Genomic DNA, 20,129 nt, shown 5'->3' with positions numbered 1-20,129 from the left:
TGAGCTGTGAATCCTAGCCCAGTGTACCTCGTCAATCATCACGGGAACGTTATCACCGACGTTATGATTCCGTGATGATTGCGCTGAAATTCCTGTTTATCTTGGGCAAGCCGTGTCGAACCGGACACGGTTTGCCCAAGATAAATCAGGAGAGAATCATGACCCGCACGACACCCAAATATCTACTCGCCTTGAGTGCTGTACTGCTGAGCGGCGGCCTTGCCTTCACCACGCTTGCCAGTGCCCAGACCGACAATATGTCCCAGGACTCGATGAGTCAGGACGGCATGAGCCACGACGATGGCATGAGCCACGACGATGGCATGAGCCACGACGATGGTATGAGCCACGACGACGACATGAGTCACGACGATGGTATGAGCCACGACGACGACATGAGTCACGACGATAGCATGAGCCATGACGAAATGAGCAGCGACTCCATGGAGCATGCCAACTAAAAGTTGCGATCCGGCAGCCAGGCGCTGTCTGGTTTGCCGGACGCCTTCGTTTCGAGGTCAATATCATGTCTGAGTCTGTCAAAGCTGCGATCGCTAGTGACTCGACCGGTAATGTGCCCGGTGCGCCGACCACACAAGTGATCAAACGACATACGCTGGCGACTCGTCTGTGGCATTGGACGAATCTCGTCTGCCTGATCGTGTTGCTGATGAGCGGTTTGCAGATATTCAATGCACACCCCGCGCTTTATTGGGGGGAGCAATCCGATTTCGCCAACCCTTTCATCGCGATCCATGCGCGCACCGCCGAAGATGGCGAGCGCATGGGCGTGGTTCGCATCGCTGGGCAGGCGTTCGACACCACCGGTGTACTGGGGCTTTCCGATGACAATGGCCAGCTACGCGAACGGGCCTTCCCCCGCTGGGCGACGCTGCCGGGGGACAAGTGGCTGACGATGGGGCGCAACTGGCATTTTCTGGCTGCGTGGATCTTCGTGCCGCTGGTTGTCGCGTATCTGCTCTATACCCTGCTGGTGCCCCAACGACGACGGGCGCTGTTTCCAACGTGGGTGCAGTTGAAGAACATTCCGCGGACGCTACTTGATCATGCGCGGCTGCGTTTTCATCACGAAGCTGACTACAACGGTATCCAGAAGCTGACCTATCTTCTGGTGCTGTTCGGGTTGCTGCCAGTAATGATTCTGTCGGGGCTGACCATGGCACCCAGTGTCAACGCCGCCTGGCCGTGGCTCACCGAGCTTTTCGGCGGACGACAGAGTGCTCGCACCTTTCATTTTCTCTGTGCAACGGCCCTCATTGGCTTTTTCGTCGTGCACATCGCGCTGGTGCTGGTATCCGGCGTTTTCAACAACCTGCGCTCGATGGTAAGCGGTCGCTACCGCATCCAGGTAGAAGCGCATGACGGATCGGAGCCGAGGCATGACTGACTCGAACACCAGACACTCGACATCACCAGCGCCTGACCGCGCTCGACGGCGGCTACTGGGTGGCCTGTGCGCGTTGGGGGCTGGCACCTTCCTCACCGGTTGCGATCGACTGTCGGAAAGTGCACCCGTGCGCGCGGCGCTGAGCAACGTCGAGCAACTCTCTTACAAGGCCCAGCGTCTGATCGCCTCGCGCCAGGCACTCGCCAAGGAGTTTGACGAGAGTCAGATCGCGCCGGTGTTTCGTCCCAATGGCACCACCAACCCGCAGGAGGATTACTATCGTGCCTGGGTCAACAATGGATTCGCCGACTGGCGTCTGACCATCGACGGGCTGGTCGAAGAGCCGATGACGCTGTCGTTGCCGGCGCTTCGGGAGATGGCCTCGCGAACCCAGATCACTCGTCACGATTGCGTCGAGGGTTGGAGCTGTATCGGGCAGTGGACCGGCGTTCCTCTGGCGGATCTGCTTGATCGGGTGCGTCCGGCAGATACCGCGCGCTTCGTGGTTTTTCACTGTGCAGATCACACCTACGGTGGGTCGGATCTGTATTACGAGAGCCTCGACATGATCGAGGCGTATCATCCGCAGACGCTGCTGGCCTACGATCTCAACGGCGAACCGCTACCGGTGGCCAATGGGGCGCCGATCCGTCTGCGCGCCGAGCGTCAGTTGGGTTACAAGCAGGCCAAGTACGTGATGCGCGTCGAGCTGGTGGAAAGCTTCAAACAGCTCCACGGCGGCAAGGGAGGTTATTGGGAGGATAGGGGCTATGACTGGTGGGCGGGCATCTAGGCGATGACCGTTGAGCGCGTGAGGGCTTAACTTTAGGCTCGTCGTACAATCTTTAACGTGCTATCTGTTGCCTGAGGTTCCGATACTTTCGCTCGACGGCCGGGCCTGATCTTGGTACTCGATACGGTAAGAGGGCTTACACGTTCTTCATGAACCATCGTCTACCTAACGGTACGTACGGTGGTGTGCGAGGACGGGGGAGGTAACTCCCCTGCTACTCGATTCTGTGCAGGGCACTGCTACTCCTGCTATGGTCGAATACCCCCTTATGTATTGAGCAATCGCAACTATGAATCAACGCCCCAATCCCCGAGTACTGCTGCGTTTGTTGGGTCTACTGCGCCCCTACCGCACGCGGTTGGCTCTGGCTGGCCTAGCGCTACTTATGGCATCGGGAAGCGTGCTACTGCTGGGGAATGGGCTGCGCTTAATCATCGACCGCGGTTTTCTGGACGCGGATGCGCAGGCGCTAGCGCAAACACTGGCCCTGATGCTGGTGGTAGTGGCCGTGCTGGCGTTTGCCTCCGCACTGCGCTACTACCAAGTGACCTGGATTGGCGAGCGCTTGGCCGCCGACCTTCGTCAGCGGGTGTTTGATCATTTACTCACCTTAGAACCCAGCTTTTTCGAGAGCGCAAGCGATGGCCGCGCCGCGGGGGAAATTGCCTCACGGCTGACGGCAGACACCAGCGTACTGCAGAGCCTGTTTGGCTCCTCTGTCTCCCTGGCGTTGCGTAATCTGGTCATGCTGGTGGGCGCCGTGGTGCTAATGCTGGTCACTCAACCGTGGCTCTCGGCAATGGTGCTGATTGGCATCCCAGCCACCCTGCTACCCATCGTGTGGTACGGCCGCCGAGTGCGTCGGCTTTCGCGCACCAGTCAGGATCGCGTGGCCGAACTGGGCCGCTATGCTGAAGAGGCGCTAAGCGGTATTAAAACGCTTCAGGCCTTTACCCATGAAGCAGTGGATAAAACCCACTATGGCCAGCGGGTTGAACAGGCCTTTGGCAGCGCCGTAGAGCGCACCCAGCAGCGCGCCTGGTTAACCGGTGTCGCTATGCTGGTAGTGTTTACCGCGGTTGGCTTAATGCTCTGGCAGGGCGGCCAGGCGGTGCTAAACGGCACCATGAGTGCGGGCGAGCTATCGGCGTTTATCTTTTACGCCGTGCTGGCAGCAGGGGCCATTGCCACCCTGGCCGAGGTAGCAGGGGATGTACAGCGTGCGGCAGGGGCGGCGGAGCGCTTATTGGAGCTGCTCGATACCCAGCCCGCTATCCAGTCGCCCGCAACTCCGCAGAGCCTGCCAAGCCCTTCGCGCGGTGAGATTACACTGGAGAACGTCACGTTTACCTACCCCGGCCGGAAACCCCTGCGCTTGAAAGGTTTGATCTGCATATTAAGCCGGGAGAGCGAGTGGCAGTGGTGGGGCCTTCGGGGGCAGGTAAAAGCACGCTGTTGGCGCTGCTGCTACGCTTTTATGACCCCAGCCAGGGGCGCATTACCTTGGATGATAGGGATGTCCGTACGCTAGATCTTGCCGCCTTACGCCGTGCCATGGGATTAGTGGCGCAGGAACCGGTGCTGTTTAGCGGCTCGGTGGCTGAGAATCTGCGCTACGGAGACCCCGAGGCTGATATCGATAGATTGCGTCTTGCCGCCCAGGATGCCAGCGCCCTCGACTTTATCGACGCACTGCCCCAAGGCTTTGACACCCCCCTGGGCCCCGGAGGGGTGCAGCTCTCCGGTGGCCAGCGTCAGCGGCTCGCTATTGCTCGAGCGCTGCTCAAAAATCCTGCGGTACTGCTATTGGATGAAGCCACCAGCGCCTTGGATGCAGAGAGCGAGCGGTTGGTACAGCAGGCGCTTGATCGATTGATGGTGGGGCGCACCAGTATCGTGATCGCCCACCGGCTGGCGACGGTTATTGCCGCTGACCGCTTGCTGGTGCTGGAAGGTGGGAAGCTAGTCGCGGCGGGCTCCCACGCGGAATTGATCACCACCAGTGCGCTCTATCGCCATTTAGCCGCATTGCAGTTTGGCGGTGAAACGTAATAAAACGGTTCTTTTAACAATGGGAAACCCTATGTCGAGCTTCTTTCAGCGCCTTAATGCTGTCAACGCCCCTTCGATTGGTCTGGGCTGTATGAACCTCTCCCACGGTTACGGCAGCGTCGTGCCTGAAAATGCGGCCTTGCGCGCGCTGGATGAGGCTTTTGATATGGGCTATCGCCATTTCGACACCGCTACGCTGTATGGCGCCACGGCTAATGAGAAAGTGGTCGGGCGCGCCCTGGAAGGCAAGCGGCACCAGCTCTTTCTGGCCAGTAAATGTGGTATGGCCATGGATCCTGAGTCGGGCAAACGGGTGATTGATGGCCGCCCGGAAACCCTGCGTAAGCAGTGCGAAGCAAGCCTTGCGCGCCTGCGAACCGATCATCTAGACCTCTATTATCTGCACCGTTTGGATCGCCAGGTGCCCATTGAAGAGAGCGTGGGGGCGCTGGGGCGACTTGTTGAAGAGGGTAAGATAGGTGGGGTGGGACTATCCGAAATATCAGCGATCACGCTGCGCCGCGCGGTGGCTGAGTACCCTATCGCTGCGGTGCAGTCAGAGTACTCGCTCTGGACGCGCAATCCTGAAATTGCGTTGATTCAGGCGTGTCGAGAATTGGAGGTTGCTCTGGTAGCGTTTAGCCCGCTGGGGCGTGGTTTCTTAACTGGCGCTATTAAAGACCCGGCGCGCCTAGAAGAGGGCGATATGCGTCGACATATGCCGCGCTTCAGCGCCGAAAACTACCCGCATAATTTAAAGCTGTTTGAACGCCTGGCGGCGCTGGCGCAGGCCTTGAACGTTACGCCAGGGCAACTGGCGTTGGCGTGGCTGAAGGCACAGGGGCAGGACATTATCCCTATTCCCGGTACCCGTTCGGCTGACCATATGCGTGAAAATCTAGCGGCAGAAACGCTGCACCTTGATGTCACTACCTTGTCTCAGTTGAGTGCCATGATGACCCCAGGCCAAGTGGTCGGTGCGCGCTACAGTGAGGCGCAACAAGCGGACATCGATACGGAAGAGTTTGAGTCACACTAGTGCACACATAGTGACGATGTATAAAAACTATTAGATCGGTCGCTAAAAGCAAATTGTGCCTATGAAAGTTGTGGGCTAAAAATATACTCAGTGAGTGAGGCGTTCTGTGGATACCACGTTGCTTTTTGAGCACGGCTGTTTGAGCACGCAGATCAGGACGCTCACCTTCAGTTGACTTGGTAGCGGCTCTTTCACCATCACCAAGATGAACGCAACCAAGACAAAAGCAGTTAAGACAAAATGACGTTAGAGGGAGAGAGCTATGAGTGGTAAATGTCCTGTAATGCATGGTGGCAATACCTCCACGGGCACGTCGAATAAAGACTGGTGGCCGGAAGGGATTAACCTGGATATCCTGCACCAGCAAGACCGCAAATCAAACCCGATGGATGCTGATTTTGACTATCGGGAAGAGGTCAGAAAGCTCGATTTCGACGCGCTAAAGCAGGACGTCCATGCGCTGATGACCGATAGTCAATCCTGGTGGCCGGCGGATTGGGGGCACTACGGTGGTCTGATGATCCGCATGGCGTGGCACTCTGCGGGAACCTATCGTCTTGCTGACGGCCGTGGTGGCGGTGGTACCGGTAGCCAGCGTTTTGCGCCCCTCAACTCCTGGCCGGATAACGTCAGTCTCGATAAGGCGCGTCGTCTGCTGTGGCCGATCAAGAAGAAGTACGGCAATAAGATCAGCTGGGCCGACCTAATGATCCTGGCCGGTACCGTTGCCTACGAATCCATGGGCCTACCCGCCTACGGCTTCTCATTTGGCCGTGTGGATATCTGGGAACCCGAAAAAGACATCTACTGGGGCGATGAGAAAGAGTGGCTGGCGCCTTCTGATGAGCGCTATGGCGATGTTGAAAAGCCGGAAACCATGGAAAACCCGCTGGCAGCCGTGCAGATGGGCCTTATCTACGTTAACCCCGAAGGTGTTAACGGTGTGCCCGACCCGCTGAAGACCGGCCAGCAGATACGCGAAACCTTCGCCCGTATGGCGATGAACGACGAAGAGACTGCAGCGCTCACCGCGGGTGGTCACACTGTGGGTAAGTGCCACGGTAACGGCGATGCGGCAGCGCTGGCGGCTGAGCCTGAAGCCTCTGACGTTGAAAATCAGGGCCTTGGCTGGGGCAACCCTAACATGGGTGGCAAGGCGAGCAATGCGGTGACATCCGGCATCGAAGGCGCCTGGACCACTCATCCGACCCAGTTCGACATGGGCTATTTTGACCTGTTGTTTGGATATGAGTGGGAACTGCGCAAGAGCCCGGCGGGTGCTCACCAGTGGGAGCCGGTGAACATCAAGGAAGAGGACAAGCCGGTCGATGCCAGTGACCCCTCTATTCGCCATAATCCGATCATGACCGACGCTGATATGGCCATGAAGATGGATCCGACTTACCGCGCCATTTGTGAAAAATTCATGGCGGATCCGGAGTACTTCAAGCAAACCTTCGCCAAAGCGTGGTTCAAGCTGACCCATCGTGACCTTGGCCCGAAATCGCGCTACATCGGCCCGGAAGTACCCGCTGAAGACCTGATCTGGCAGGATCCCATTCCGGCTGGCAGCACCGACTACAGCGAGGAAGTGGTTAAGCAGAAAATCGCTGAGGCTGGCCTGAGCATCAGCGATATGGTTAGCACTGCTTGGGACAGCGCACGCACCTATCGTGGTTCCGACATGCGCGGCGGTGCCAACGGTGCCCGCATTCGTTTGGCGCCCCAGAAGGATTGGGAAGGCAACGAGCCTGCGCGCCTCGCCAAAGTGCTGGCGGTGTACGAGAAGATCTCTGCCGATACCGGCGCCAGCCTTGCTGATGTGATTGTGCTAGCGGGTAGTGTAGGTATCGAAAAAGCCGCTAAAGCCGCGGGCTATGATGTCCGTGTGCCGTTCCTGAAAGGCCGTGGTGATGCCTCTGCCGAAATGACCGACGGCGAATCGTTCGAGCCGCTAGAGCCGCTGGCGGATGGTTTCCGTAACTGGCAGAAGAAGGAGTACTTGGTCAAGCCGGAAGAACTGCTGCTGGATCGCGCCCAACTGATGGGGCTGACAGGGCCTGAAATGGTCGTGCTACTGGGCGGTATGCGTGTACTCGGTACCAACTACGGTGGCACCAAGCACGGCGTATTCACCGACCGTGAAGGCCAGTTGACCAATGACTTCTTCGTCAACCTGACCGATATGGGCAATGCCTGGAAGCCCGTAGGCAATAACACCTACGAGATTCGCGACCGCCAAACCGATGCCGTGAAGTGGACGGCTACCCGCGTTGACCTGGTGTTCGGCTCCAACTCGCTGTTGCGCTCCTACGCAGAAGTCTACGCCCAGGACGACAACGATGAGAAATTCGTTAAAGACTTCGTCGCCGCCTGGACGAAAGTGATGAACGCAGATCGCTTTGACGTCGCTTAAATACATCGAAGTTTATTGAAAGCAAGCGAACCCCGCATTCTCGGATGCGGGGTTTTTTTGCGAATAGTAGGGGGGGGTTGACTTAACAGTAGCCCTTTTATACCGGGTTTAAGCTAACTCAGAATTTCTGATGCAACAAAAAGGAAAAGGCGTTTTTACAAACAAAGTAGCCAGCGACACACTCTTCTCAAACCACCACTGAGAAGGAACGCAGCATGATCCGTACTGGCGAAGAGTATCGCGAAGGGCTACGGGATGGTCGTGAAATCTGGATGGAGGGCGAGCGTGTCAAGGATGTGACGAAGCACTCTGCTTTCAAGCCTATCATTGATGTGAAATCCCGGATGTACGATATGGCGCATGAACCAGAGCATAAAGACGCCTTTACTTATCGAGAAGGGAACGAGACAAATTCGATCTTCTATCGCCCTCCCCGCGAAAAGCAGGACTGGTACGACAAACTCGATGCCACTGATCGTTTTCTAAAGGACATCGGTGGGGTGGCAACCCGCGTCGGTGATGAGACGATCGGCGAGATGTGGTCGTTGCTGGATGGTCGAGACATGCTAGCCGAAATCGACCCTCGCTTTGCTGACAATATTGATCACCATATTCAGCGGGTTTTCACTCAGGATATCTTCCATGTGTCGGCCAACACCGACCCAAAAGGAGATCGTTCACTTCCGCCGCAAAAGCAAGACCCCGATATGATGGTGCGGGTTGTTAAAGAGACAGATGCGGGCATCATCATTCGCGGTGCTAAGTTCGAGACAGCCGCCGCCTACGCTGATCAAGCCTTTCTCAAGCCCACCGTCGGCGCCTGGAGTACGCAAGAGCTTTCGGACTATGCGCTTGGCTGCATTGTTAAAATGGGTGCACCTGGCGTCAAACATATTTGTCGGGCTGGATTTGCTGGCCGCACAGACCCGCTGGACTATCCGCTAGCTAATCGCTTCGATGAGGTGGAGGCGCTGGTTGTTTTTGATAATGTTTTGATTCCCTGGGAAGACGTTTTTTTCTATCGGCATACCAAATCCGCGCAGTTTGTTCGCAATACGCTGCACCGTTATTCGGCCTTCCCTTATGTACTAAGACTTCGTTATGTCGCCGATATGATGATCGGCACCGCGATGTGGAATGCCATGCAAACGGGGTTGGACAAGTTGCAGCCAGTACGGGAAAAGCTGGCAGACTTGGTTTGTTATCGCGAGAGCATTAATGCCCACCTGACAGCCTCTATCGCAACGGCGGAAAAGAGCCCCGCAGGCATGCTGATGCCGAATCAATCCCTGCTATATGCCGGCCGTGTTCTCGCTTGCTCTCAATTACCAAAGATGATGCATATAGCGAGGGAACTCTGCGGTGGACAACTATGCGTTACTCCTAACGCGACAAGTTTCCATACTGAAGGATCCAAAGAGTGGTTAGATAAGTTCTACTCTTTGAATGATCGCTGGAATTCAGAGGATCGTCGCAAGTTAATGGCGTTTGCTCGAGATCTATTAACCTCTGATTATGCTGGGCACCGACTTACTTTCGTGCAGTTTGCGCAGGCCCCTCATTTCAGCCACTTGGCGGCGGTCTATAACAGCTTCGATTTCTCAGGGCCGCTAGATTTTGTCCGTAAAGCGGCAAGCCTTTCCGATAACGTCATGGGGGATAATTAATCCATGATGACGCCAGAACTATTTCGTCAAGCAATGAGCTTAACGGCTTCAGGGGTGTCGGTTATTACTACTGATGGGCCGTTAGGACGTTCCGGGTTGACGGTATCTTCGCTCTGCTCGCTCTCAATGACGCCACCTTCCGTGGTGCTATGTGTTCACTTGGATAATAGGGTGCTGCCAACTTTCATGGAGCACGGTGTTTTTGCTGTCAATGTATTAGCCGATGATCAAGCCCAGATTGCCAATATCTTTGCCGGTGCTGTAGCTGAATACCGCGAAAACCGTTTTGCGGTGGGGGAGTGGACAACATTAAACAGCGCTGCGCCAGTATTGGAAGGAGCCACCTGTAGTTTTGATTGTAAGCTCGTCGACTTTAAAGATTTTGGCTCCCATCGAATACTGATTGGCGAAGTCATTGCTTTAGAAAATAACACTAAATCACCATTAGTTTACAGTGAGCGCGCTTTTCACCGTACAGCTGCATTAACCGCTGTATAACTCTCATGGCAAGGCTTTAAGCATTGCAATAATCGTTACTATAACTGGGGGGTACAATGAAAAAGTCGTTATTTATAACAGCTATTGTTCTTGGTATTAGTTCTGGAAATGCCATGGCTCAAGATGTGTTAGTAGTTGATACTTGGGGTGGTAGTTTTCGCGATTTGATTGATGAGGCGATCGCCCAGAAATTTACCGAGGAAACGGGTGTTGAAGTGATTTACACCACCGGAGGTACCATTGATCGCCTTAATAAAGCCAAGTTGGCTAGTGAGCCTGAGAGCGATGTGACTTTCACTACCTCTCATGTGGGATGGCTTTACGCGACGGATGGCTTGTTTGAAGAACTGGATATGACGCGGATACCCAACGCGGAACATTTGGTTGATCAGGCGCGGGTCAGCCCCTATCACATTGGTGCCTGGGGCTATGGCTACACTATTGCTTACCGGCCTGACTTACTTCCTGAGGGGGTAAGTTTTGATAGCTGGGAGGATCTCTGGAGTCCTGAGCTAGAAGACTCTGTCGCATTACCCGATTTTGACCCCAGCCACATTATTGCTGTTTCAGCTTTGCTTTCAGGGGCTGATGCTGAGAACTGGCAAGAGGGCATTGAGCGGCTTGAAAGTTTAAAGCCTAATCTACGCGCTTTTTATACCAATGATGCTAATAGTCAGCAGTTAATTTCGACGGGTGAAACGCCCGTACAGTTGATGCTTTCAATGAACGCGCAAAACATGATTAATGAAGGCGTTAATATCGAACTGGCAACACCTAGCGAGGGTGTCGTGTTGGGTGTCGACACCATGGCGATTACTCGTGGCTCGAGCAATCAGGATCTTGCCTATCAATTCATTAACATCGCGTTGTCTCCTGATGTACAGGCCCGCATTGCCGAGATCAAGCATGGCAGTCCCACGGTCGATAATGCAGAGCTATCGGCTGAGTTGACTGATTCAGCAGCCATTCTGGCGACGCCTGAAGAGTGGGATCAGACCATTAACGTCGATCCTCAATTGCGTGCCGAGAAAATGGGTGAATGGCGTCAGTGGTTTACTGAAAACATCATGAACTGACTCGACGTTCAGTAGCGAAGCACTCCATAGGTGCTTCGCTACTTTTTGGGAGACGGTAAGGTTATGCAACAAAAACCACGCTTTGTTTATTGGTTTCTTCTTCCTTCTACGCTGACAGCCTTTGGTTTGATCTGTGCAATGTTGGCTATTCTGCAATACAGCGTTCGCAGTTATATACCAGGCTCGCTTGAAGTAGGTGAGTTTACGCTTGCTAACTTTCACGCCTTGTTGAGACCACTTTACGCAAGTGCCTTTCTGGAAACGGTGGTACTCAGCCTGTATACCGCGATTTTTACGTTACTGATTGGCTATCCGCTAGCGTATGCGATGATTCGTGCCCAACGTGCCTGGTGCCGCTCCTTGATTCTGATTGTTGCGATTACACCGCTGTTTTTGGGTGAGGTAGTGCGAACTTATTCATGGATTATCGTGTTGGGTAGTAACGGGTTTCTGAACAGTGTGCTGATGGGGCTGGGCATTATAGAGCGCCCTCTGCGGCTGATGTTTACACAGCTGGGAGTAGTGATTGCGCTGGTACACGTCACGCTACCTATCATGGTGTTGATGCTAGCAGCTGGGCTATCCCATATTGACCGTGCCTATGAACGGGCAGCAATAAGCCTTGGGGCGGGGCCGGTGCGAGCGTTTATGACGGTGACCCTACCGTTATCCATGCCAGGCATTATTGCGGGCACCATGACCTCCTTTGCATGGACATTTAGTGCCTTTGCAACGCCGCAACTGATCGGTGGCGGGCGTGTTAATACTATTTCAACGATGGTTTATCAGTTAGGTTTCTCATCGCTTAATTTGCCTTTCGCTGCCAGTTTGAGTGTGGCTGGGCTGGTACTGACCATGGTGGTGCTATGGCTTGCCAAGCGCCTGACGAATTCACTGGAAAGAATCGGGGGGCACTGACATGCAGCGTTCACGTACCGATCTATGGCTGTTGCGCGCAGGTCAGGGGCTTATCGCGCTAATCTTGCTATTCATATTACTGCCAGCATTGGTGGTCGCCATTGCCTCTTTCAATGCCTCTTCAGTCCTCGCCTTTCCTCCCCAGGGGTACTCACTTCGCTGGTTTAAGAACGCTTTTGAGTATCGCGATTTTCAAATTGGTCTGTGGAATGGCCTGATTGTTACCGCTTGGGCATCGTCGCTGGCTACCCTGGTGGGTACTACGCTGGCGATTGTCATTCATCGATATGAATTCAAGGGCAAGCGTTTGTTGGAAGGGCTCCTGTTATCGCCGCTTTTTATTCCGCACTTTATGGTTGGTCTTGGGTTGCTGATGCTGGTGTCTCAGCTGAGCCTCTCAAGAGGATATGCGGTCGTTGTGTTTTGCCACCTCCTATTAGTTCTGCCGTTTGTGCTTCGCAGTGTGTATGTGTCTATCCACAATCTGGATCCTCGAACCGAACTTGTGGCGGCCAGCCTGGGAGCAACACCCTTGCGCGTTGTGACGACGATTACATTTCCCCAACTGTTGCCAGGACTCGCCGGCGGCTGGCTGTTTGCTGCGATTCTGTCGTTTAATGAGTTCACGGCTTCGCTATTTGTGACGACTCAAAGCACCCAAACACTGCCCGTTGCGATGTATAACTATGTACGTGAATATGCTGACCCCACGCTAGCGGCGGTGTCGGTGGTCTACATAGTGACAACCGCCATGATCATGATTGTGGCCAACCGTTACTTGGGGCTTGGAAAAGTGCTCAGTGTTGAAAGCCGTTGAGTGCTCACTGCCAGCGCGTAGGGGGCTGGCAGTGAGCAGAGCGTTGAGGCGTAGCAGCATAGCCGCGAATAGGTAGATCAGTAACCGCGGTTAAGGTCGACGCAGTGAAGAGGCGGTTGTTTATCATTCACGCGCTGAATGTTGGCCGCGATCTGTTTAGCCGCTGACCCAGGGAGTGCTACCGAGGCGAGGTGGGGAGTGATCAACACATTCTCCATCGACCATAAAGGATGGCTCTCTGGAAGCGGCTCTTGTGCAAATACATCTAGTGTTGCGCCGCCTATCTGGCCTGAGGAGAGGCTAGCAATTAATGCGGGTTCGTCCACGATATCCCCTCGCGAGACGTTGATTAGATTGGCTACATGTGGCAGCGCTGCCAAGCGTTGATCATTCAGTAGGCCCCGTGTCTCAGGCGTGGACGGTAGCATGATCACCAGTATGTCGCTGCGTGATAGAAACTCATTAAGCGAGGCCATGCCGTGATGACACTCTACACCGTCAATCTGTTTGGCGGTTCTTGACCAACCTACGACTGAAAAACCTTGCCGAGCCACCTCCTGAGCCGTTGTCCCGCCTAACTCCCCTAACCCCATAATGCCGACACGGATTTCTTCTGCTGCGCGCGGGTGGCGATACTGCCAGCGTGCCTGTTTCTGCATCTGCTCAAAGAAGGGGATATCGCGGGCATAACGCAGTACAGCAAACAGGACATAGCCCGCCATCATCCGCGCCATGTTGGGATCCGAGAGGCGAGTGACCGGTATGTTTGATAGGTCGCACCTACCAACAAGCGCATCGACGCCAGCACCCAGGTTGATCACGAGCTCAAGATTTGGCCAGCGCTGGAAAAAGTGTTCGGGTGGTTTCCAAACCAGGGCATAGCGAACCTTCTCAGGTGCAGTCACTGCACTGGCTTGCTGTATATCGAGAGTGGGAATTTCACTTAGTAGTAGTCGCTTCCACTGATCAAAGTCGTCAAATTCACTATAGAAAACAAGTGTGCCCGTCATAGTGTCAGCCTTTGTGTTGAGTGAGCAACTGGGCCGTGGTGTCTAATGCAAGCCGATAGCCGATGACGCCGAGGCCGGCGATCACACCATTAACTGCTTGCGAAAGCATCGAGTGATGACGAAAGGGTTCGCGCTTCCAGATATTACTCATGTGGGCTTCGATAATCGGCCCTTCGAAAGCCAGCAAGGCATCGAGTATCGGTATTGAGCGGTAACTGAGACCTGCGGCATTGATAATGAGCGCATCATGTTGCAAGCGGGCTTCCTGTATCCAGTCGATGAGAATGCCCTCATGATTGCTTTGCCGAAAATCCAGGGTGATACCTAGTGTTTCAGCATGGGAAAGACAGCTCTGTTGGATGCCCTCAAAGCTTTCACTGCCGTATGTGCCGTCGCGATCCAGGCCATAGAGATTGGCATTGGGGCCATTAAGAAACATAACCTTGGGAGATGCAGGCATTGACATAAAATTCACTCTCAGTGGCTGTTCACTCATGGGGACGTGTGGCGCTCATTGCGGGCTGGGCATCGAAGTCCGTAAGCCAGCGTGCTGCCTGTGGGCATTGGCTGCGCCAATCCAGATCTGGAAAGCGAAAATCCAGGTAGCCTAAGGCACAGCCAAGGGTAATAGCGCCAATATCACAGGGAGTGTTCGAAAGCGTCGGGGCTTGCTGCTCAATACTTGTCAAAGCCGACTGCACCTTATCCATCTGAGCCTGATACCAAACATCGAACTGAAGCTCTTTAGGGCGCGCTAAGCGTTCATATCTGGCGAGCAGCGCAGCATCCAGCAACCCATCACCAAGTGCCTGGCGTGCCAGGGCTTCCCAGCGCGCAGCACCCACCGGGAATAGGCCGCCCTGGGCATAATCGTCGAGATACTCACAGATAACTCGGCTGTCGAATAATAACTGCCCATCTCTCGTCTGGGCTGCAGGTATCTTGCCGATAGGGTTGAAGGTCGCAATACGACTGTCGCGCTCAATGGGGTGTGCGGCGCTAGCCAGCAGCTCTATCTGCGATGCCAGGCCAAGCTGGGTCGCCACCGCCATGACTTTGCGTACGTAAGGCGAGGTTGTTGCGTGGTAAAGACGTAATATAGGGGCAGCAGTTGTCATGATGTCGTCACTCTTCCCGTGTGCTGGTGGTCAGTACTACTTTGCCGATATTGCTGTTCTGCTCTAACACGTGGTGGGCGTCCGCTGCTCTCTCCAGGGGGAATGTCTTGTAAATAACGGGAAAGACCTTCCGGCTGGCGAGTAGGGGCAACAGATGGTGGGTGACTCGCTGCGCCAAGCGTGTTTTTTCATGGCGGCTCTTAGGGCGTAGCGTCGAAGACGTTAGCGTCAGCCCCTTGCGCATAATGGTCGGCAAAGAGAGCGAGATCTCAGCGCCAGCGAAGAATGATAGGCTGACATGGCGCCCTTCGGGAGCCATCACTTCCAGATTTCGGCCAATGTAGTCGCCGCCCACGGTATCCAGAACCACATCGATAGCGTTTTCGCCCCAGGCTGCATTAATGACGCTGACGTACTCCTGTTCGCGATAATTAATCGCCAGATCAACGCCTATATTGCTCAGCGCAGCCACCTTTTCGGCGCTGCCCGCAGTAGCGGCAACCCTTGCTCCGGTGGCTTTCGCCAGAGCAATTCCCAGAGTGCCCAAGCCACTTGCACCGCCGTGGATAAGCAGGCTATCCCCTGGGGTAAGGCGTCCGCGTTCATATAGGTTATGCCATAGGGTGAAGAGCGCTTCGGGCAGTGCGGCGGCTTCGATTAGCGAAACCTGTTCAGGAACGGGCAGGCAGTGATCGGCGATAGCAATGCAGTGACTGGCATAGCCGCCACCATTGAGCAATGCCATTACACGATCGCCTACTTTCCAGTTGGTTTCACCTGGGCCGACGGCTTCCACCAAGCCGGATGCTTCGAGCCCGAAGATGTCGGTAGTACCTGGAGGTGTGGGCATGCCGTTGCGCTGCATCAGGTCTGGCCGATTAACGCCGGCAGCGGCTACCTTGATCAGTATTTCGCCCACTCCCGGGGTGGGGATCTCCCGAGTGACGCTGTGCAGAACCTCCGGGGAACCATATTGTTCAGCGATAATGGCGGTCATGTGTTGCATCAAGCTTGCACTCCTTCCACTAGTATGGCCGCTCCCGCTTTGGCCACCTCAATATCCTGCTGGCCGGTGCCGGATCCGACACCAATGCCGCCAACACAAACATTGCCAATCATTAACGGCTGGCCGCCTTCAAGGTTGGTGAGCCGTCCCCCTGCCGCGATAGCGAGCTTGAGTTCAAGGTCAGGGTCAAGCTGAGCGGTTGGCTGCCGGTGAGAGGCCGCTGATATCGCTTTGGAAATCGCCGTTTCACGGGATAGAAGCTTTGCCCCATCCATGCGGATAAACGCGAGCAAGTTACCTCCTTCATCAACAATCGCAATGTTCTGCGCAACGCCTAGCTGTTCTGACTTTTCAATCGCTGCATGTAACACCGCAAGTGCTGCATGATGTGTTAACCGTGGCGTATGGCGTATCCAGTTGCTCATTGAGTGCTCTCCTCTGAGGTTGAGGCGCGTGTAAAGGCGGTGGTATCTCGGCATATAAAATTGATACCCACCCCGGTGCCCGTTGGCCAGCTATCTAGAGCGTCTAAACCAGGACTGCGAATAGTCACAGGACGATCAATACCGGTCTCAGGGACATGAACGGAGACATCGACGTGATCACCCAGGAAGACATGCCCAATCACAGTACCGGCGAGATCAGCCTCCTCATGTAGAGGGGCGAGGCGAAGATTCTCAGGGCGTGCATACAAATCGACGCTATCGCCGACCTGACCATGAATATTGGCAATGGGCAGAAGGAGCTTGGTGCTGCCGAATTCGATGGTTCCCGACCCATTGTCATGGCCGGTGTAGTGGGCAGGGAAAATATTGGCATCTCCGACGAAAGAGGCAACAAAAGGGTCGATAGGATGACGGTAGATCTCATGGGGTGGCGCTACCTGCCGAACATGGCCCGCGGACATCACCACGACTCGGTCTGACATTGCCAGCGCTTCATCCTGATCATGGGTAACAAATACCGTCGTAACCCCAAGCTTGCGTTGAATCTCCTTGATCTCCTGTTGCATGTTCAGCCGCAGGTTTTTATCCAGTGCCGAGAAGGGTTCGTCCAGAAGTAGAACCTTTGGCCGTATAACCAAGGCGCGTGCGAGTGCCACGCGCTGCTGCTGTCCCCCTGACAACTCTTTGGGTCGTCGCTCCTCGAAACCTTCCAGCTTCACCATCTTTAAGGCCTGATCGACACGTTGCTTAATCTCCGCCTTGGGAGTGCGACGCATACGCAAGCCATAGCCCACGTTCTCGCTGACATTCATATGGGGGAACAGCGCATAACTTTGAAACACGATACCTATTTCCCGCTGGTAGGGCGGTGTTTCGGTAACCAGTTCACCATCAATAAAAATCTCACCATTATCGGCTTCAAGAAAACCTGCCATTAGATTTAACAAGGTGGTTTTGCCACAGCCGGAGGGGCCCAATAGTGTTAAAAACTCTCCTTGGAATATCTTCATAGAGACACGGTGCAATGCCGTGGCATCGCCAAACTGCTTCAGTACGCCATCCAGTTGCACAGCAATACGGGGTTCTGTTATGGGGGCTGATGTTTGCGTCTCAGCAGGTTTAAAGCTAACTAACTCACTCATATGAATTACCCAGGGAGTAGGTGCCGAAAATATTTTGCGTAGGTGGGTCTTTTGAGCATACCGATGTGGCAGTAGTCAGGCAGTTCGTCCTTTCTAAAGACAAGCTTAAGAAAAGCGGAAGCAAAGGGGGGAACATGGCGACCTTGAGCCATGTTTCGGTACAGCAACTTTCAATGCACCAATAGGTATTTTGTGGACTAGATCGTTTTTATTGAACCGCAGGTGCAGATAATGTGATTGTCGCTAAGCGGATCAGATGGCTAGCTTCAGTAGGGAGCAAATTACATTAACGATGGTAGGCCTCTGATGCAGCAAACGACCCGAGCGGTAACCCATGAACGAATCCGAATGTTTAATACCAAGGCGACATATCCAAATCAAAGTTTAGATAATGATCTTTGCCAAGCAGTGCGAGCGGGTAACACCATCTATGTGCGTGGTCAGGTCGGCACTGACTTCGACGGCAACCTTGTCGGCCTGGGCGACCCTGCGGCTCAGGCAGAACAAGCCATGAAAAATATCCAGCAATTACTGCATGAAGCAGGCAGTCACCTTTCTCACATCGTTAAAACAACAACTTATATTACCGATCCTCGCTTTCGTGAGCCTGTATACCGTGAAGTGGGCAAGTGGCTAAAGGGTGTTTACCCCATTTCGACTGGGCTGGTAGTGGCGGGGCTAGCACAGCCTGAGTGGCTGATGGAAATCGATGTGATCGCGGTTATTCCGGAGGTGAAGCAGTGACATTCTCAATTGCTGCAGTGTGTAAGGAAACCGGCGAAACCGGGTGTGCTGTTAGTTCATCTAGTATCTGTGTCACCAGTCGCTGCGCTTTTGTAGGCCCAGGAGGCGCGGCATTGACTCAGAATGTCACTAATCCTGCTTTAGGCATGCAGGCTATCCAGCTGTTAAAGGAGGGGATGGCACCACAGCAGGTGATCGATACGCTGCTACAGGACGAGCATTACCCTCAGTGGCGCCAGTTGCTGGTAGTCGACTCACGGGGGCGTAGTGCCCTATTCGACGGTGAGAAAGCTCTCGGAATCGTGGGACGGGCTAAAGGCGATGGCTGCGTAGCCGCCGGTAATTTACTGGCTGATAGCCGCGTCCCCGTGGCGATGGTAAAGGCGTTCGAGAATTCGGAGGGTCAGCTTGCTGAGCGGCTGATATTAGCCATGCAGGCGGGAGTGGCTGCTGGTGGTGAAGCTGGTCCTGTTTACTCTGCGGGCCTTCGCGTGGCACGCCCCAATATTGAGTGGCCGGTTATTGATTTACGGGTTGATTGGCATGATTCGCCGATTGATTCGTTATATGAGAACTGGCTGCGGTATGCCCCGCAGTTGGAAGATTATGTGATGCGGGCGGCCAATCCCGACGCCGCTCCCAGCTATGGTGTGCCCGGTGAGTGACATGATGCAGAGTCGGTTGCTGCTAGAAAAACTGGTGGCCTTTGAGACCGTGAGCCGTGCTTCCAACCTGAATTTGATTGAATTCATACGCGGCTACTTGGACGAGTTAGGGGTTGCCTCTCAGTTGGTCTATAACGATTCGGGTAGCAAAGCCAACTTGTGGGCCACCATAGGCCCTGCTGATCGCGGCGGCATTGTTCTGTCTGGGCATACAGATGTCGTGCCGGTGGATGGTCAGGCGTGGGCCTTTCCCCCATTCAAGCTGACCGAGCATGATGGAAAGCTTTACGGTCGCGGCAGCGCCGACATGAAAGGCTTTCTAGCCTGCATGCTAGCGGCAGTGCCCACCTTCTTGGCAACCCCTCTACGCACGCCGATACATTTGGCTTTTTCTTATGATGAAGAAGTGGGGTGCTTGGGCGTGCGCTCCCTCCTGGAGTACATCAAAGAGCAGGCTCATACTCCTGTCGCTTGCATCGTGGGCGAGCCAACCGAGCTCAAGCCAATCTTAGGGCATAAGGGAAAACTCGCTATGCGCTGCCATGTGCATGGAGCCGCCTGTCACTCTGCCTATGCCCCTGACGGTGTGAATGCCATTGAGTACGCTTCCCACTTAATCGTAAAGCTAACGGAAATGGGGGCTGAACTCCGCGATAAGCAGCTTGATTATCGGTTTGACCCTCCTTTTACCACGCTACAGACCGGCACTATCAGTGGAGGGAATGCACTCAATATTGTGCCCACTGATTGCTGTTTCGACTGGGAAATTCGCACTTTGCCAAGCGCTGATGGCGAACAGATATGCAGCGAATTAAAACAGTATGCCTGCCAAGAGCTTGAGCCGCAGATGCGTGCTGTCAAAGCGGACACAGGGATTCACTTTGAACACCTACAAGCCTATCCCGGGCTACTGCTGGATCAAAGCGCTCCTCTCGCTAAATTTATTGCCTTACTGGCTAACAGCAGTGACTTCAGCACGGTGGCCTTTGGCACAGAAGGTGGATTATTCCATCAAGTAGGAATACCAGCGGTCATTTGCGGGCCTGGGAGCATGGCTCAAGGGCATAAACCCGATGAGTTTATTGCTATTGAACAACTGCATAGGTGTGACGCCATGATGCGTCGACTAGCTAGGTTTGCCACAAGCGAGGAAATCCTGAAGTAAATCTTAAGAAGTTATGTGTTTTCTTGGATTCAAATACCATTTCAATGGTGAATACGTCAGCCATGTTTTTCAAGGAAGTAATAAAAGTCAATGCACCGTAACGATCCAAAAATATAACAGCAGTAATAAAATTCAGTGAAACGGTGTAG

19 protein-coding genes and 1 pseudogene are annotated in these 20,129 nt (G+C 54.3%); 14 read left to right on the top strand and 6 right to left on the bottom strand.

The window, feature by feature from the left end; genetic code table 11:
- Positions 1-158 precede the first annotated feature (158 nt).
- From OM794_RS20315 to OM794_RS20265, 11 genes and pseudogenes are all read left to right on the top strand, one after another.
- Positions 159-461 (top strand): hypothetical protein, encoded by a 303-nt coding sequence (locus OM794_RS20315; RefSeq protein WP_226246643.1) that lies wholly within the window; start codon positions 159-161, stop codon positions 459-461.
- 65 nt (positions 462-526) lie between these two features.
- Positions 527-1,408: a cytochrome b/b6 domain-containing protein gene (locus tag OM794_RS20310; RefSeq protein ID WP_226246644.1), complete on the top strand. Its 882-nt coding sequence runs from the start codon at positions 527-529 to the stop codon at positions 1,406-1,408.
- Between the two features lie 127 nt (positions 1,409-1,535).
- Positions 1,536-2,201: a molybdopterin-binding protein gene (locus OM794_RS20305; RefSeq protein WP_226246645.1), complete on the top strand. Its 666-nt coding sequence runs from the start codon at positions 1,536-1,538 to the stop codon at positions 2,199-2,201.
- Between the two features lie 289 nt (positions 2,202-2,490).
- Positions 2,491-4,253, top strand: a pseudogene (locus tag OM794_RS20300) (ABC transporter transmembrane domain-containing protein).
- 31 nt (positions 4,254-4,284) lie between these two features.
- Positions 4,285-5,292 (top strand): aldo/keto reductase, encoded by a 1,008-nt coding sequence (locus tag OM794_RS20295; RefSeq protein WP_226246647.1) that lies wholly within the window; start codon positions 4,285-4,287, stop codon positions 5,290-5,292.
- Positions 5,293-5,554: 262 nt separating this feature from the next.
- The gene (gene katG, locus OM794_RS20290; RefSeq protein ID WP_226246648.1) at positions 5,555-7,708 is read left to right on the top strand and encodes a catalase/peroxidase HPI; all 2,154 of its coding nucleotides are present in this window, start codon (positions 5,555-5,557) and stop codon (positions 7,706-7,708) included.
- 215 nt (positions 7,709-7,923) lie between these two features.
- The gene (locus OM794_RS20285) at positions 7,924-9,375 is read left to right on the top strand and encodes a 4-hydroxyphenylacetate 3-hydroxylase family protein (RefSeq protein WP_226246649.1); all 1,452 of its coding nucleotides are present in this window, start codon (positions 7,924-7,926) and stop codon (positions 9,373-9,375) included.
- 3 nt (positions 9,376-9,378) lie between these two features.
- On the top strand, positions 9,379-9,873 hold the full coding sequence (locus tag OM794_RS20280; RefSeq protein WP_226246650.1) for a flavin reductase family protein: 495 nt from the start codon (positions 9,379-9,381) through the stop codon (positions 9,871-9,873).
- Positions 9,874-9,929: 56 nt separating this feature from the next.
- Positions 9,930-10,949, top strand: a complete 1,020-nt coding sequence (locus tag OM794_RS20275; RefSeq protein WP_226246651.1) for an ABC transporter substrate-binding protein — start codon at positions 9,930-9,932, stop codon at positions 10,947-10,949.
- Positions 10,950-11,012: 63 nt separating this feature from the next.
- A complete protein-coding gene (locus OM794_RS20270) occupies positions 11,013-11,867 on the top strand; it encodes an ABC transporter permease (protein ID WP_226246652.1) in 855 nt (284 codons plus the stop codon).
- Between the two features lies 1 nt (position 11,868).
- Positions 11,869-12,684: an ABC transporter permease gene (locus OM794_RS20265; protein ID WP_226246653.1), complete on the top strand. Its 816-nt coding sequence runs from the start codon at positions 11,869-11,871 to the stop codon at positions 12,682-12,684.
- Between the two features lie 77 nt (positions 12,685-12,761).
- Here OM794_RS20265 and OM794_RS20260 read toward each other — a convergent pair whose 3' ends face one another.
- The 6 genes from OM794_RS20260 to OM794_RS20235 are packed head-to-tail and all read right to left on the bottom strand — an operon-like array spanning position 12,762 to position 17,406.
- Positions 12,762-13,694: a 2-hydroxyacid dehydrogenase gene (locus OM794_RS20260; RefSeq protein ID WP_226246654.1), complete on the bottom strand. Its 933-nt coding sequence runs from the start codon at positions 13,692-13,694 to the stop codon at positions 12,762-12,764.
- Positions 13,695-13,698: 4 nt separating this feature from the next.
- Positions 13,699-14,160 carry a type II 3-dehydroquinate dehydratase gene (locus OM794_RS20255; protein WP_226246655.1) on the bottom strand — a complete coding sequence of 154 codons (462 nt, stop codon included), beginning with the start codon at positions 14,158-14,160 and terminating at the stop codon, positions 13,699-13,701.
- Between the two features lie 22 nt (positions 14,161-14,182).
- Positions 14,183-14,812, bottom strand: coding sequence for a glutathione S-transferase family protein (locus tag OM794_RS20250; protein ID WP_226246656.1), 630 nt, complete (start codon positions 14,810-14,812; stop codon positions 14,183-14,185).
- Positions 14,813-14,819: 7 nt separating this feature from the next.
- The gene (locus tag OM794_RS20245) at positions 14,820-15,818 is read right to left on the bottom strand and encodes an NAD(P)H-quinone oxidoreductase (RefSeq protein WP_226246657.1); all 999 of its coding nucleotides are present in this window, start codon (positions 15,816-15,818) and stop codon (positions 14,820-14,822) included.
- Positions 15,818-16,243: a GlcG/HbpS family heme-binding protein gene (locus OM794_RS20240; RefSeq protein WP_226246658.1), complete on the bottom strand. Its 426-nt coding sequence runs from the start codon at positions 16,241-16,243 to the stop codon at positions 15,818-15,820. The genes OM794_RS20245 and OM794_RS20240 overlap by 1 nt, the downstream gene beginning before the upstream one ends.
- Entirely contained in the window at positions 16,240-17,406 is a 1,167-nt protein-coding gene (locus OM794_RS20235) for an ABC transporter ATP-binding protein (protein WP_226246659.1), read from the bottom strand. Before OM794_RS20235 ends, OM794_RS20240 begins: the two co-directional genes overlap by 4 nt.
- 348 nt (positions 17,407-17,754) lie before the next feature.
- Here OM794_RS20235 and OM794_RS20230 point away from each other — a divergent pair, with 348 nt between their 5' ends.
- Genes OM794_RS20230 through argE form a run of 3 tightly spaced genes read left to right on the top strand, consistent with a single transcriptional unit; the run spans position 17,755 to position 19,980 of the window.
- The gene (locus tag OM794_RS20230) at positions 17,755-18,150 is read left to right on the top strand and encodes a RidA family protein (protein WP_226246660.1); all 396 of its coding nucleotides are present in this window, start codon (positions 17,755-17,757) and stop codon (positions 18,148-18,150) included.
- Entirely contained in the window at positions 18,099-18,815 is a 717-nt protein-coding gene (locus OM794_RS20225; protein ID WP_320442895.1) for a DUF1028 domain-containing protein, read from the top strand. Before OM794_RS20230 ends, OM794_RS20225 begins: the two co-directional genes overlap by 52 nt.
- Position 18,816: 1 nt before the next feature.
- Positions 18,817-19,980, top strand: coding sequence for an acetylornithine deacetylase (argE, locus tag OM794_RS20220; RefSeq protein ID WP_265154642.1), 1,164 nt, complete (start codon positions 18,817-18,819; stop codon positions 19,978-19,980).
- Positions 19,981-20,129: the final 149 nt, after the last annotated feature.

It is taken from the genome of Halomonas sp. BDJS001 (genome assembly GCF_026104355.1).
Classification (GTDB): Bacteria; Pseudomonadota; Gammaproteobacteria; order Pseudomonadales; family Halomonadaceae; genus Vreelandella.
Note: the sequence above shows the minus strand (reverse complement) of the source record. Positions and strands in the feature narration are given on the sequence as shown.